This window comes from Bacillus sp. LR_5 (assembly GCF_042709275.1).
This window is the reverse complement of record NZ_JAVAXX010000025.1, coordinates 31889-45820: the sequence shown is the minus strand read 5'-3', so window position 1 is coordinate 45820 and position 13932 is coordinate 31889. Positions and strand designations below refer to the sequence as shown.

The window sequence follows — 13932 nt, the reverse complement described above, 5'->3', positions numbered from 1 at the left end:
TGCGCCAAAAATTGATGAGGATAAGCTTCTTCTTTTTCATGCTTTATTTGAAGAAGCCGACATAAAAAACAACGACAGAGAAAATTATATTGTAACAGCGATGCTTGTACAAAGCGCCCTTGATACCCATGATGAAGTGACGACAGCCAGAGTCATAAAACGAGACGAAAACAAAAACCGCCAATTGACTGTTCTCGCAGGCGATTATTTCAGCGGGCTGTACTACTCTTTACTATCTGAAATGAAGGATATCTACATGATTCGGACGCTTGCTACAGCCATCAAAGAAATCAATGAACATAAAATTCGTCTATATGACCGTTCTTTCAAGGACGAACACGATTTTTTCGAAAGTGTCGGCATCGTTGAATCAGCTTTATTCCATCGGGTTGCGGAACACTTCAATCTTCCGCGCTGGAAAAAGCTGTCGAGTGATTTTTTTGTATTTAAGCGGCTTATGAACGGAAATGATACATTTCTGGATGTGATCGGCAGTTTTATACAGCTGGGAAAAACAAAAGAAGAGATATTAGAAGATTGTTTTAAAAAAGCGAAAAACAGCATTGAGTCACTTTTGCCTCTAAATTCACCTGTTCAGCACATTTTATTAAACCGTCTGAAGACAATCAGCCAAGATCAAACCTATCATCAGAAAGTGGAAGAAGGGTAAACCATTATGCAGGAATCAAAAGAACAGCGCGTACATGGAGTATTTGAAAAAATATCTAAAAACTACGACCAAATGAACTCCGTCATCAGTTTTCAGCAGCATAAAAAATGGCGCGATAAAACGATGCGCATTATGGATGTGAAAGAAGGCGCCAAAGCGCTTGATGTCTGCTGCGGAACGGCTGACTGGACGATCGCTCTTGCAAAAGCAGCCGGAAAAAGCGGCGAGATTAAGGGCTTGGATTTCAGTGAAAATATGCTGAGTGTCGGACAGCAGAAAGTGAAAAACGGCGGATTCAGTCAAATTGAACTGCTGCACGGAAATGCGATGGAGCTTCCTTTTGATGATGATACATTTGATTATGTCACTATTGGCTTCGGACTTCGCAATGTCCCTGATTACTTGACCGTATTGAAAGAGATGAGACGTGTGGTAAAGCCGGGCGGCCAGGTGGTATGTCTGGAAACGTCCCAACCAGAAATGTTCGGATTCAGACAGGCTTACTTTATGTACTTTAAGTATATTATGCCGTTTATCGGGAAACTGTTTGCGAAGAGCTATAAAGAATATTCTTGGCTTCAAGAATCAGCCAGAGAATTCCCTGGAATGAAGGAACTGGCAGGCCTGTTTGAAGAGGCGGGCCTGAAAAATGTCAAATATCATTCGTTTACTGGCGGAGTCGCTGCCACGCATATCGGATGGAAATGAAAACACAGATGTTTGGGTGAATGATATGAAATTTAAAATGGCCTACTCTTTTTTAAATGACGATATTGATGTAATCGAAAGAGAACTTGAACAAACCGTACGTTCCGATTACCCGCTTTTAAGCGAGGCAGGTCTTCACCTGCTGCAGGCCGGAGGGAAACGTATTCGGCCCGTTTTCGTGCTGCTTTCCGGCATGTTTGGCGATTACGATATTAATAAGATTAAATATGTCGCCGTCACTCTGGAAATGATTCACATGGCATCTTTGGTTCATGATGATGTCATTGATGATGCGGAGCTTCGCAGAGGGAAGCCGACAATCAAAGCAAAGTGGGATAATCGCATTGCGATGTACACAGGCGATTATATGCTTGCGGGATCTCTTGAAATGATGACGAGAATTAACGAACCGAAAGCCCATAGGATTTTGTCACAAACGATTGTTGAAGTGTGTCTTGGGGAAATCGAGCAGATCAAAGACAAATACAACATGGAACAAAATCTCAGAACGTATCTCCGCCGCATCAAAAGAAAAACGGCGCTCCTGATCGCGGTCAGCTGCCAGCTCGGTGCTATTGCGTCCGGGGCTGATGAAAAGATTCATAAGGCGCTGTACTGGTTTGGGTATTACGTCGGCATGTCTTATCAAATCATCGATGATATCCTTGATTTTACTTCAACTGAAGAAGAGCTGGGCAAACCCGTTGGAGGAGATTTGCTTCAAGGGAATGTCACATTGCCAGTGCTGTATGCTCTGAAAAATCCAGCATTAAAGAATCAGCTTAAATTGATTAACAGCGAGACAACGCAGGAACAGCTTGAACCAATCATTGAGGAAATCAAAAAAACGGATGCGATTGAAGCATCTATGGCAGTAAGCGAAATGTATTTGCAGAAAGCTTTCCAGAAGTTAAACACGCTTCCGAGAGGGCGGGCACGTTCGTCTCTTGCGGCCATCGCAAAATATATCGGTAAAAGAAAATTTTAATTTTTGTAGATATTAAGAAATTTCTCCACCCCGGATTGATTAATTATCAGAAAGATGTTACGATTTCGGTGTGCAGTGTGAAAGCCTATACATACATAATGATGGGGTGGAGAATGTGATGGAAAAGACTTTTATCATGGTGAAACCAGACGGTGTCCAACGTCAGCTCATTGGAGATATTTTATCCAGATTCGAACGTAAGGGCTTACAATTAGCTGGTGCCAAGTTAATGAGAGTGACTGAACCAATGGCTGAGAAACACTACGCCGAACATCAAGGGAAGCCTTTCTTCGGAGAGCTCGTTGAGTTTATTACTTCAGGACCTGTATTCGCAATGGTTTGGGAAGGCGAAAATGTCATTGAAGTAACGAGGCAGCTGATCGGAAAGACAAATCCTCAAGAAGCTTTGCCTGGTACGATTAGGGGAGATTATGGCATGTTTGTCGGAAAAAACATCATCCACGGCTCTGATTCTCTCGAAAGTGCAGAACGCGAGATTAACATTTTCTTTAAGAATGAAGAATTAGTATCATATCAACAGCTCATGGCAGGCTGGATCTATTAATCATTATGAAAATAAGTAACAGAGCCGGCACCATGTAATGCCGCCGGTTTTCGTTTTCTTTTGTAAAGGTTTACATTAAAGTGAATAAAGAGTTTAATGGCAGGATGCATCAGATTCCTGCCTTTCCTAACGATCTAAAATCAGCTGCAAAGCTGATTTTTTTATTGAAACAATACAATTTCCTGATAAAACAAGCTATACTAGGACAAAAAGACAGCGAGACTGGGAGAGTAGAGAGATGGATACATACAGCGTATTTACAACGAAGTGGAAACAATTAACCGGAGTCGATTTGACATTATATAAAGAAGCACAAATGAAGAGAAGGCTGACGTCGCTTTATGAGAAAAAGGGGTTTCAAAGCTTTAAGGACTTTGCGGCGGCATTGGAAAAGGATCAAGCCCTCTTAAATGAAACATTGGACAGAATGACGATCAATGTTTCAGAATTTTATCGTAATTATAAAAGATGGGAAGTTCTTGAGACTGCTATTTTGCCGTTAATCAAGAACTCTAAGCCTTTAAAGATATGGAGTGCCGCCTGCTCAACGGGTGAGGAGCCTTATACGCTTGCCATGCTTTTGGATCAGCAAAAAGGTCTTCCCGGCTTTCAGATCCTGGCGACTGATATTGATGAAAAAGCATTGGAAAAAGCGAAAAAAGGCGTCTATCAGGAGAGGTCTTTACAAGAAGTGCCGTCATCTGTGAAGGATCGTTATTTTACTCAAAACGCAAATAGAAGTTATGAAGTCAAACCGGAAATCAAAAAGAATATTACATTCAAAAAGCACAATCTACTGGCTGATCGTTATGAACAAGACTTTGACTTAATTGTGTGCCGCAATGTATTTATTTATTTTACAGAAAGCGCGAAGGAAGAGCTTTATTTAAAAATGGCACATAGCTTGAAAAAGAATGGAGTTCTATTTGTCGGCAGCACCGAGCAAATCTTCAATCCTGAGAAATTTGGCCTGATTCCAGCCGATACATTCTTTTATCAAAAAAGATAGACTGACTTTTTGCTGAAAAATATGTTATAGTAGTTTTACTTAAAAGCGTTAATGCGATGAAGGGAGAAGAAGTCATGAGATATTTAACAGCCGGAGAATCACACGGCCCCCAACTGACAACCATTATTGAAGGTGTGCCTGCCGGGCTTTACATAACGGAGGAAGATATCAATTTTGAGCTTGCCAGACGCCAAAAAGGCCATGGCCGCGGCCGCCGTATGCAGATCGAAAAAGACCAGGCCAAAATTATGAGCGGGGTGCGCCATGCACGAACACTCGGTTCACCAATTGCTCTCGTCGTTGAAAATAACGATTGGAAGCATTGGACAAAAATCATGGGCGCGGCTCCGATTACAGAGGATGAAGAAAAGGAAATGAAGCGCCAAATTTCCAGACCGAGACCTGGGCACGCTGACTTAAACGGTGCGATTAAATATAATCACCGTGATATGAGAAATGTGCTTGAGCGCTCTTCAGCAAGGGAAACAACTGTCAGAGTGGCGGCAGGAGCTGTCGCTAAAAAGATTCTTTCTGAGCTCGGCATTAAGGTGGCAGGTCACGTATTGCAAATTGGCGAAGTTAAAGCTGAAAAAACAGAATATACGTCAATTGATGACCTGCAGCGTGTAACGGAGGAGTCTCCGGTCAGATGCTACGATGAAGAAGCGGGCAAAAAAATGATGGCTGCCATTGATGAAGCGAAGGCCAACGGAGATTCCATCGGCGGAATTGTAGAAGTCATTGTCGAGGGAATGCCGGTAGGCGTGGGCAGCTACGTCCATTATGACCGCAAACTTGACAGCAAGCTTGCTGCTGCTGTTCTGTCAATTAACGCATTTAAAGGTGTGGAATTCGGCATCGGCTTTGAAGCAGCCGGAAGAAATGGAAGCGAAGTCCATGACGAGATCATTTGGGACGAGGAAAAGGGATATACCCGCGCTACAAACAGACTCGGGGGACTGGAAGGCGGCATGACGACAGGAATGCCGATTGTTGTCCGCGGAGTCATGAAGCCGATTCCGACTTTGTATAAACCGCTGAAAAGCGTAGATATTGAAACGAAAGAACCCTTTTCTGCCAGCATTGAACGTTCAGACAGCTGTGCAGTGCCTGCGGCAAGTGTAGTAGCTGAAGCGGCTGTCGCATGGGAAATTGCCAACGCAGTCGTTGAACAATTCGGCTTAGATCAAATCGACCGTATTAGAGAAAATGTGGAGAATATGAGAAAACTGTCGAGGGAATTTTAATGAAAACACTGCATGTTCAAACCGCTTCCTCGTCGTATCCTGTTTTTATCGGGCAAGGCATCAGAAAAGAGGCTTGCGAACTATTAACCTCTTTAAACAGGCCTTTAACACGGATTATGCTTGTCACTGATGAAGAGGTTGACCACCTGTATGGTGATGAAATGCTTCATTTGCTGCAAGAAAAATGGCCTGTGAAAAAAGTGACGGTGCCGAGTGGAGAGCAGGCGAAATCCATGGACATGTACACAAAACTGCAGAGTGAAGCGATTCGTTTTCATATGGATCGCTCCTCATGCATCATCGCGTTCGGTGGCGGTGTTGTAGGAGATCTTGCCGGTTTTGTGGCTGCCACTTTTATGCGTGGCATTGATTTCATTCAAATGCCTACGACGCTTTTGGCGCATGACAGTGCAGTCGGAGGAAAGGTAGCCGTGAACCATCCGCTCGGAAAAAATTTAATCGGTGCGTTTTACCAGCCGAAGGCCGTGCTCTACGATACAGACTTCCTGCGTTCTCTGCCTGAAAAAGAGCTTCGATCCGGAATGGCAGAAGTGATTAAACACGCTTTTATCTATGACAGAGCGTTTCTGGAAGAGCTGCTGAATATCCGCTCACTGCGCGATATCACCAGTGATCAGCTAAATGACATGATTTTTAAAGGCATTTCAATAAAAGCATCTGTCGTTCAGCAGGATGAAAAAGAAGAGGGGATTAGAGCTTACTTAAACTTTGGACATACGCTCGGCCATGCTGTTGAGGCCGAATATGGATACGGACAGATCACTCACGGTGATGCCGTAGCCCTCGGAATGCAGTTTGCTTTATATATAAGCGAAAAGACAGCGGGCTGTGAAATGGACAGGAAACGTTTGGTCAGCTGGCTAATAAGCCTAGGCTATCCAAATCAAATTAAAAAAGAGACGGAAACTTCGGTTCTATTGGACCGTATGATGAATGATAAGAAAACCCGTGGCGGGAAGATTCAGTTTATCGTGCTCAACGAATTAGGAAAAGTTGCTGATCACACATTTTCCAGAAATGAACTTGAGAGCTGGCTGAACAAATGGCGATTGGAGGAGACATCATGATGATTCGCGGAATTCGCGGAGCAACTACAGTTGAACGAGATACTGAAGAAGAAATTTTACAAAAAACAAAACAGCTGTTAGAGAAAATCATAGAAGAAAACAAAACAAAACCGGAAGATGTTGTTCAAATGCTTCTTTCGGCGACACCTGATTTGCACTCCGTTTTCCCGGCAAAAGCTGTTCGTGAGCTTTCAGGATGGCAGTATGTGCCGGTAACCTGTATGCAGGAAATGGACGTAATCGGCGGTCTGAAAAAGTGCATCAGAGTCATGATGACCGTCCAGACAGATGTTCCTCAGGATCAGATCAGACATGTATATTTAGAAAAAGCCGTTGTATTAAGACCCGATTTATCATTGACAAAAAATACTGAATTGTAATACGATAAGAACAGCTTAGAAATACACAAGAGTGTGTATAAAGCGATTGATTGATTGATTGAGTTGAGTTATAGAATAGGGTAGCAGAGAATGAGTGTAGTTGAGCTGAGACATGTATGTTTATTCTACCCAAAAGAAGCCTTTCTTTTGGGTTTATTTGTTATATAATGTTTTATCCTCTCATGCCATCTTCTCATTCTCCTTGCCATAAGGAGTGAGAGCAATGTATTTCCAATCCAACATTTCTTCATTTTTACAGGACAGCTTGTCCCACCACACCATACCGATTGTGGAGACCTTCACAGTCGATACGATGACACCCATTCAAATGATAGAGAAGCTCGACAGGGAGATTACGTATCTTCTTGAAAGCAAGGATGATACATCCAACTGGTCAAGATATTCGTTTATCGGCCTGAATCCATTCCTCACGATAAAAGAAGAGCAGAGCCGTTTTACAGCTACAGATCAGGACGGCAGATCTCTTTACACAGGAATTGAACTTAAAGAAGTTCTGAATTGGATGAATACCACGTACAACATCAAAACGCCAGAGCTAGGCATTCCTTTTGTCGGCGGAGCTGTCGGGTACTTAAGCTATGATATGATCCCGCTGATTGAGCCTTCTGTTCCTCCGCATTCAAAAGAAGCAGGAACGGAAAAGTGTATGCTGTTTGTTTGCCGGACATTAATCGCGTATGATCATGAAACCAAAAACGTCCACTTTATCCAATATGCAAGGCTCAATGGACAGGAAACAGAAAACGAAAAAATCGATGTATTTCATCAAAATCATCAAGAGCTTCAAGATCTCATAGAAAAAATGATGGATCAAAAAAACATAAAAGAACTGTTTCTCTCTGCTGATTCATATAAGACACCCAGCTTTGAGACAGTATCTTCTAATTATGAAAAATCAGCTTTTATGGCTGATGTAGAAAAAATAAAAGAATATATAAAAGCGGGCGATATCTTCCAGGGCGTTCTGTCACAAAAATTTGAGATTCCGATAAAATCAGATGCCTTTGAGTTATACCGGGTGCTTAGGATCGTCAATCCTTCTCCGTATATGTATTATATGAAACTCAAGGACAGAGAAATAGTCGGAAGCTCTCCGGAACGTTTAATCCATGTTAAGGACGGGCACTTGGAAATCCATCCGATTGCCGGTACGAGAAAACGAGGCGCAGATAAAGAGGAAGATGAAAAACTCAAAGTTGAGCTGATGAAGGATGAAAAAGAAAAAGCAGAGCACTACATGCTCGTTGACCTTGCCCGGAACGATATTGGCAGAGTAGCAGAGTATGGATCTGTTTCTGTGCCGGAGTTCACAAAAATTGTCTCCTTTTCGCATGTCATGCATATTATTTCGGTGGTTACAGGTCGATTGAAAGAAGGGATTCACCCAGTCGATGCACTGATGTCCGCTTTCCCGGCAGGAACTTTAACAGGCGCTCCCAAAATCCGTGCCATGCAGCTTTTGCAAGAGCTGGAGCCTACACCGAGAGAGACATACGGCGGCTGCATCGCCTACATCGGATTTGACGGTAATATCGACTCTTGTATTACGATTCGCACCATGAGCGTAAAGGGCGGTGTTGCATCGATACAGGCAGGTGCTGGCATTGTTGCAGATTCTGTTCCGGAAGCCGAATACGAAGAAAGCTGTAATAAAGCCGGTGCGCTGCTGAAAACGATTCATATTGCAGAAGACATGTTCCATAGCAAGGAGGATAAAGCTGATGAACAAATTTCTACAATTGTGCGTTGACGGAAAAACACTTACTGCCGATGAGGCAGAGGCATTGATGAATATGATGATGACAGCGGAAATGACGCCTTCTGAAATGGGCGGTATATTGTCTATTCTTGCTCATCGGGGAGAGACGCCAGAAGAGCTTACGGGCTTTGTGAAGGCGATGCGGGCACGCGCTCTTACAGTCGATGGACTTCCTGATGTCGTTGATACATGCGGAACCGGAGGAGACGGTATTTCCACTTTTAATATCTCAACGGCATCAGCAATTGTTGCCTCAGCAGCAGGGGCAAAAATCGCTAAGCACGGCAATCGCTCTGTCTCTTCTAAAAGCGGAAGTGCTGATGTTTTAGAGGTGTTAGAGGTTCCAATTCAAACGACTCCCGAAAAAGTCAAAAGCAGCATTGAAGTAAACAACATGGGATTTCTTTTTGCCCCGCTTTATCATTCGTCTATGAAACATGTAGCGGGTACTAGAAAAGAACTGGGTTTCAGAACGGTATTTAATCTGCTCGGACCGCTCAGCAATCCCTTGCAGGCGAAGCGTCAGGTGATTGGGGTCTATTCCGCTGAAAAAGCTGGAGTGATGGCAAGCGCACTGGAGACGCTTCAGCCGAAGCACGTCATGTTCGTATCAAGCCGTGACGGTTTAGATGAGCTTTCAATTACAGCACCGACTGACGTGATTGAATTAAAGGACGGGGAGCGCCGGGAATATACCGTTTCACCGGAAGATTTCGGTTTCACAAATGGCAGACTTGAAGATTTACAGGTGCAGTCACCGAAAGAGAGTGCCTGTCTTATTCAGAATATTTTTGAAAATAAAAGCAGCGGTTCCGCTTTATCTATTACTGCTTTGAATGCAGGGGCTGCGATATACACGGCGGGGATCACCGCCTCACTGAAGGAAGGAACGGAGCTAGCATTAGAGACGATTACAAGCGGAGGCGCTGCCGCGCAGCTTGAACGAATAAAGCAGAAAGAGGAAGAGATCTATGCTTGAAAACATCATCAAACAAAAGAAGGAAGAAGTAAACACACTGGTCCTGCCGGAAGAGCAGCCTTTCGAAAAACGTTCATTTAAAGAGGCGCTGGCAAGCCCGAATCGGTTTATCGGGTTGATTGCTGAAGTGAAGAAAGCGTCGCCGTCAAAAGGGCTCATTAAAGAGGATTTTGTCCCTGTGCGGATTGCAAAAGACTATGAAACTGCGAAAGCAGATGCGCTTTCCGTTTTAACAGACACCCCGTTTTTTCAAGGGGAAAACAGCTATTTATCAGACGTAAAGCGCGCTGTTTCGATCCCTGTACTCAGAAAAGATTTTATTATTGATTCTCTTCAAGTGGAGGAATCAAGAAGAATCGGAGCGGATGCCATCTTGTTAATCGGTGAAGTGCTTGATCCCTTACACCTTCATGAGTTATATCTTGAAGCAGGTGAAAAGGAGATGGACGTGTTAGTCGAGGTTCATGATGCAACAACGCTAGAACAAATATTGAAAGTGTTCACGCCTGATATTCTCGGCATAAACAACCGAAACCTAAAAACATTTGAAACCTCTATAATGCAGACAGAACAAATCGCATCTCTTGCTCCGAAAGAATCACTGCTTGTCAGTGAAAGCGGAATCGGTTCTTTAGAACATTTAACATTTGTCAAAGAACATGGAGCACGAGCTGTGCTTATCGGTGAATCATTGATGAGACAAACATCACAGCAAAAAGCAATCCATGCTTTGTTCGGGGAGTGAGGATGTGAAGAAGCCGGCATTAAAATATTGCGGCATACGGTCACTGCAGGATTTGCAGCTTGCAGCGGACTCGCAGGCTGATTATCTGGGCTTTATTTTTGCTGAAAGCAAACGAAAAGTATCTCCGCAAGATGTGAAGAAGTGGCTGAGTCAAGTTCGTGTCGAAAAACGGGTTGCAGGGGTTTTTGTTAATGAATCGATAGAGACGATGTCACGCATTGCCGACGACTTGAATCTCGATGTCATTCAGCTTCACGGTGATGAGGAACCGGCGGATGCCGATGCGCTTCGCATGCTGACAGATTGTGAAATATGGAAGGCGCTTCACCATCATAAGAACACAACTCAAGAAATTGCCCGCTTTAAAGATGATGTGGACGGCTTTGTGATTGATTCATCTGTCAAAGGGGCAAGAGGCGGCACTGGTGTTGCTTTTTCTTGGGACTGTGTGCCGGAATACAAGCAGGCAGCTATAGGCAAACGCTGTTTTATCGCAGGCGGCGTGAATCCGGACACTATCGCAGACTTATTGAAATATGAGCCGGCAGGAATTGACCTTGCCAGCGGAATCGAAAAAAACGGACAAAAAGATCAGAATCTGATGAGGCTTTTAGAAGAAAGGATGAACCAATATGTATCCATATCCGAATGAAATAGGCAGATACGGTGATTTCGGCGGAAAGTTTGTTCCGGAAACACTGATGCAGCCGTTAGAAGAAATTGAAACCGCATTTAAAGAGATCAAGGATGATCCTGTTTTTCGTAATGAATATTACAAGCTGTTAAATGACTATTCCGGAAGGCCGACTGCACTCACATTCGCTGATCGAGTCACTGAGTATTTAGGCGGTGCGAAAATTTATTTGAAACGAGAAGATTTGAACCATACAGGGTCTCATAAAATCAATAATGCGTTAGGTCAAGCGCTGCTCGCTAAGAAAATGGGAAAAACGAAAATCATTGCTGAAACCGGTGCCGGTCAGCACGGTGTGGCCGCTGCAACAGTCGCAGCCAAATTCGGCTTTTCCTGCACTGTGTTTATGGGCGAGGAGGACGTTGCCCGCCAGTCTCTGAACGTTTTCCGCATGAAGCTTCTTGGAGCGGAAGTTGTGCCTGTAACAAGCGGAAACGGCACATTGAAGGATGCCACAAATGAGGCGATTCGATACTGGGTTCAGCATTGCGAGGATCATTTTTACATGATTGGATCAGTTGTCGGACCGCACCCTTATCCGCAGGTGGTCCGAGAATTTCAGAAAATGATTGGAGAGGAAGCGAAGGATCAGCTGAAACACATTGAAGGCACTCTGCCTGATAAAGTAGTGGCGTGTGTAGGCGGAGGAAGCAATGCGATGGGCATGTTTCAGGCGTTTTTAGATGAAGATGTTGAACTGATCGGCGCTGAAGCAGCCGGAAAAGGAATTGATACTCCTCTTCATGCCGCTACTATGTCGAAAGGAACCGTAGGCGTTATTCACGGTTCATTGACTTATCTGATTCAAGATGAGTTCGGGCAAATTATTGAGCCTTACTCCATTTCAGCAGGACTCGACTATCCTGGAATCGGTCCGGAGCACGCTTATTTGCATAAGAGCGGCCGTGTCACTTATGACAGTATCACAGATGAAGAAGCGGTGGATGCATTAAAACTCTTGTCAGAAAAAGAGGGGATTTTGCCGGCAATCGAATCTGCCCATGCTTTAGCGAAAGCATTCAAACTCGCCAAAGAGATGGATCGCGATCAAACCATTCTCGTCTGTTTATCAGGACGGGGAGATAAGGATGTCAACACATTAATGAATGTATTGGAAGAAGAGGTGAAAGCGCATGTTTAAATTAGATCTTCAAGCATCAGAAAAATTGTTTATCCCGTTTATTACAGCGGGAGATCCATCGCCTGAGGTTTCGGTTAAACTGGCGAAGTCACTCCAAAAAGCAGGCGCCACAGCACTGGAGCTTGGTGTTGCATACTCAGACCCGCTTGCAGACGGTCTGGTGATCCAGCGTGCTTCAAAGCGGGCGCTTGATCATGGAATGAATATCGTAAAGGCAATCGAATTAGGCGGAGAAATGAAAAAAAACGGAGTGAATATTCCGATTATCCTCTTTACGTATTATAATCCTGTGTTACAATTGAACAAAGAATACTTTTTCGCTTTACTGCGGGAAAATCACATTGACGGTCTGCTTGTTCCGGATCTGCCATTAGAAGAAAGCGCCAGCCTTCAATCGGAATGCAAAAGACATGAGGTGACGTATATTTCTTTGGTTGCGCCGACAAGCGAAAGCCGTTTGAAAACCATTATTGAACAAGCCGAGGGCTTCGTCTACTGTGTATCTTCTCTAGGTGTGACCGGTGTCCGCAATGAGTTCAATTCATCCGTGTATCCGTTCATCCGGACAGTGAAGGATCTTAGCACTGTGCCGGTTGCTGTAGGATTCGGTATATCAAACCGCGAACAGGTCATGAAGATGAATGAAATTTGTGACGGTGTCGTAGTGGGAAGTGCGCTCGTCAGAAAAATAGAAGAGCTAAAGGACCGGCTCATCAGCGCTGAAACGAGAGATCAAGCGCTGCAGGAGTTTGAAGATTACGCAACGGCGTTTGGCGGCTTGTACAGTTTAAAATGAGGTGACTGGATTTGCGTATCAAAGAACATTTAAAACAGCTGAAGCCTTATCAGCCTGGTAAGCCGATTGAAGCAGTGAAATCAGAATATGGCTTGGATAAAGTTGTGAAGCTTGCTTCAAACGAAAATCCGTACGGCTGTTCAGAAGCTGCAAAAGAGGCGCTTCAACATGAGATTCATCAGCTTGCGCTTTATCCGGACGGGTATAGCGCCGCTTTGCGGACAAGGCTCAGTGAGCACCTCAATGTCAGTGAAACATCACTTATTTTCGGAAACGGTTCAGATGAAATCATTCAGATCATCTGCCGGGCATTTTTAAACGATAAAACCAACACGATAACGGCTGCTCCGACTTTTCCGCAGTATAAACATAATGCGGTCATTGAAGGCGCTGAAGTTCGTGAAATCGCACTTCGTCCTGACGGCTCACATGATTTAGACGCCATGCTTGAAGCGATTGACGAACAGACACAAGTCGTTTGGATATGCAGTCCGAATAACCCGACTGGCACTTATACATCAGAAGGGGAATTACTCGCATTTCTGGAGCGCGTTCCTTCTCGTGTCCTCGTTGTTCTTGACGAAGCATATTATGAATATGTAACAGCTGAGGATTACCCGGAAACTGTGCCGTTATTAAACAAGTATTCCAATCTGATCATATTACGGACATTCTCAAAGGCTTACGGTCTGGCTGCGCTCAGAGTCGGATACGGAATTGCTGACGAGGACCTGATTCGCCAGATTGAGCCGGCAAGAGAGCCATTTAACACGAGCCGTCTAGGTCAGGCTGCGGCGATCGCAGCACTTGATGACCAAGCGTTTATTGCTTCCTGTGTCGAGCAAAATAAAGCAGGCCTTCAGCAATATTATGATTTTGCGAAGATTCATGGTTTAAAGTGCTACCCTTCACAGACCAATTTTGTGTTAATTGACTTTAACCGTCCTTCTGATGAACTGTTTCAGGCTCTGCTGGAAAAAGGCTATATTGTCCGGTCAGGAAATGCATTAGGTTTCCCGACATCACTCCGGATTACGATCGGAACAAAAGAGCAAAATGAAGAAATTCTTGCAATTTTAGCTGAAATTTTATAAGAGGTGATCAAATATCACCTCTTTAGTCTATAAACCAGGTGATGACGT

At 44.0% G+C, this 13932-nt stretch carries 15 protein-coding genes; all 15 read left to right on the top strand.

The genetic code is table 11. The annotated features are described in order from the left end of the window. A partial coding sequence (gene hepS / locus RAC86_RS08345; RefSeq protein WP_377885489.1) for a heptaprenyl diphosphate synthase component 1 occupies positions 1-670 on the top strand: 670 nt, incomplete at its 5' end. A 6-nt stretch (positions 671-676) separates the two neighbouring features. Further along, complete coding sequence (menG, locus tag RAC86_RS08340) at positions 677-1378, top strand: demethylmenaquinone methyltransferase (RefSeq protein WP_072566489.1); 702 nt, start codon at positions 677-679, stop codon at positions 1376-1378. Positions 1379-1403: 25 nt separating this feature from the next. Further along, positions 1404-2366, top strand: coding sequence for a heptaprenyl diphosphate synthase component II (hepT, locus tag RAC86_RS08335; protein ID WP_003246013.1), 963 nt, complete (start codon positions 1404-1406; stop codon positions 2364-2366). Positions 2367-2481: 115 nt separating this feature from the next. Further along, entirely contained in the window at positions 2482-2931 is a 450-nt protein-coding gene (gene ndk, locus RAC86_RS08330) for a nucleoside-diphosphate kinase (RefSeq protein WP_080490493.1), read from the top strand. A gap of 238 nt (positions 2932-3169) precedes the next feature. Further along, a complete protein-coding gene (gene cheR / locus RAC86_RS08325; protein WP_072566487.1) occupies positions 3170-3940 on the top strand; it encodes a protein-glutamate O-methyltransferase CheR in 771 nt (256 codons plus the stop codon). 74 nt (positions 3941-4014) lie between these two features. Further along, positions 4015-5187 (top strand): chorismate synthase, encoded by a 1173-nt coding sequence (gene aroC, locus RAC86_RS08320; RefSeq protein ID WP_072566486.1) that lies wholly within the window; start codon positions 4015-4017, stop codon positions 5185-5187. After that, a complete protein-coding gene (gene aroB / locus RAC86_RS08315) occupies positions 5187-6275 on the top strand; it encodes a 3-dehydroquinate synthase (protein WP_072566485.1) in 1089 nt (362 codons plus the stop codon). The genes aroC and aroB overlap by 1 nt, the downstream gene beginning before the upstream one ends. Next, entirely contained in the window at positions 6272-6655 is a 384-nt protein-coding gene (aroH, locus tag RAC86_RS08310; protein ID WP_014114208.1) for a chorismate mutase, read from the top strand. Before aroB ends, aroH begins: the two co-directional genes overlap by 4 nt. Before the next feature lie 223 nt (positions 6656-6878). Then, the gene (gene trpE, locus RAC86_RS08305; RefSeq protein ID WP_072566484.1) at positions 6879-8426 is read left to right on the top strand and encodes an anthranilate synthase component I; all 1548 of its coding nucleotides are present in this window, start codon (positions 6879-6881) and stop codon (positions 8424-8426) included. Further along, positions 8398-9414, top strand: coding sequence for an anthranilate phosphoribosyltransferase (gene trpD / locus RAC86_RS08300; RefSeq protein ID WP_072566483.1), 1017 nt, complete (start codon positions 8398-8400; stop codon positions 9412-9414). The genes trpE and trpD overlap by 29 nt, the downstream gene beginning before the upstream one ends. Next, positions 9407-10159 (top strand): indole-3-glycerol phosphate synthase TrpC, encoded by a 753-nt coding sequence (gene trpC, locus RAC86_RS08295; protein WP_014114205.1) that lies wholly within the window; start codon positions 9407-9409, stop codon positions 10157-10159. Before trpD ends, trpC begins: the two co-directional genes overlap by 8 nt. 4 nt (positions 10160-10163) lie before the next feature. Then, the gene (locus tag RAC86_RS08290) at positions 10164-10811 is read left to right on the top strand and encodes a phosphoribosylanthranilate isomerase (protein ID WP_072566482.1); all 648 of its coding nucleotides are present in this window, start codon (positions 10164-10166) and stop codon (positions 10809-10811) included. Continuing rightward, the gene (gene trpB, locus RAC86_RS08285; RefSeq protein WP_072182220.1) at positions 10792-11994 is read left to right on the top strand and encodes a tryptophan synthase subunit beta; all 1203 of its coding nucleotides are present in this window, start codon (positions 10792-10794) and stop codon (positions 11992-11994) included. Before RAC86_RS08290 ends, trpB begins: the two co-directional genes overlap by 20 nt. Beyond that, complete coding sequence (gene trpA, locus RAC86_RS08280) at positions 11987-12790, top strand: tryptophan synthase subunit alpha (protein ID WP_072566481.1); 804 nt, start codon at positions 11987-11989, stop codon at positions 12788-12790. Before trpB ends, trpA begins: the two co-directional genes overlap by 8 nt. Before the next feature lie 11 nt (positions 12791-12801). Further along, positions 12802-13884, top strand: coding sequence for a histidinol-phosphate transaminase (hisC, locus tag RAC86_RS08275; RefSeq protein ID WP_014114201.1), 1083 nt, complete (start codon positions 12802-12804; stop codon positions 13882-13884). Positions 13885-13932 lie beyond the last annotated feature (48 nt).

What these genes read in the sequence shown, in the direction of transcription:
- hepT (WP_003246013.1), top strand. Translation starts at nt 1,404, where the DNA reads ATGAAATTTAAAATGGCCTACTCTTTTTTAAATGACGATATTGATGTA.
- trpC (WP_014114205.1), top strand. Translation starts at nt 9,407, where the DNA reads ATGCTTGAAAACATCATCAAACAAAAGAAGGAAGAAGTAAACACACTG.
- trpA (WP_072566481.1), top strand. Translation starts at nt 11,987, where the DNA reads ATGTTTAAATTAGATCTTCAAGCATCAGAAAAATTGTTTATCCCGTTT.
- trpB (WP_072182220.1), top strand. Translation starts at nt 10,792, where the DNA reads ATGTATCCATATCCGAATGAAATAGGCAGATACGGTGATTTCGGCGGA.
- aroC (WP_072566486.1), top strand. Translation starts at nt 4,015, where the DNA reads ATGAGATATTTAACAGCCGGAGAATCACACGGCCCCCAACTGACAACC.
- cheR (WP_072566487.1), top strand. Translation starts at nt 3,170, where the DNA reads ATGGATACATACAGCGTATTTACAACGAAGTGGAAACAATTAACCGGA.
- trpE (WP_072566484.1), top strand. Translation starts at nt 6,879, where the DNA reads ATGTATTTCCAATCCAACATTTCTTCATTTTTACAGGACAGCTTGTCC.
- aroH (WP_014114208.1), top strand. Translation starts at nt 6,272, where the DNA reads ATGATGATTCGCGGAATTCGCGGAGCAACTACAGTTGAACGAGATACT.
- aroB (WP_072566485.1), top strand. Translation starts at nt 5,187, where the DNA reads ATGAAAACACTGCATGTTCAAACCGCTTCCTCGTCGTATCCTGTTTTT.
- menG (WP_072566489.1), top strand. Translation starts at nt 677, where the DNA reads ATGCAGGAATCAAAAGAACAGCGCGTACATGGAGTATTTGAAAAAATA.
- trpD (WP_072566483.1), top strand. Translation starts at nt 8,398, where the DNA reads ATGAACAAATTTCTACAATTGTGCGTTGACGGAAAAACACTTACTGCC.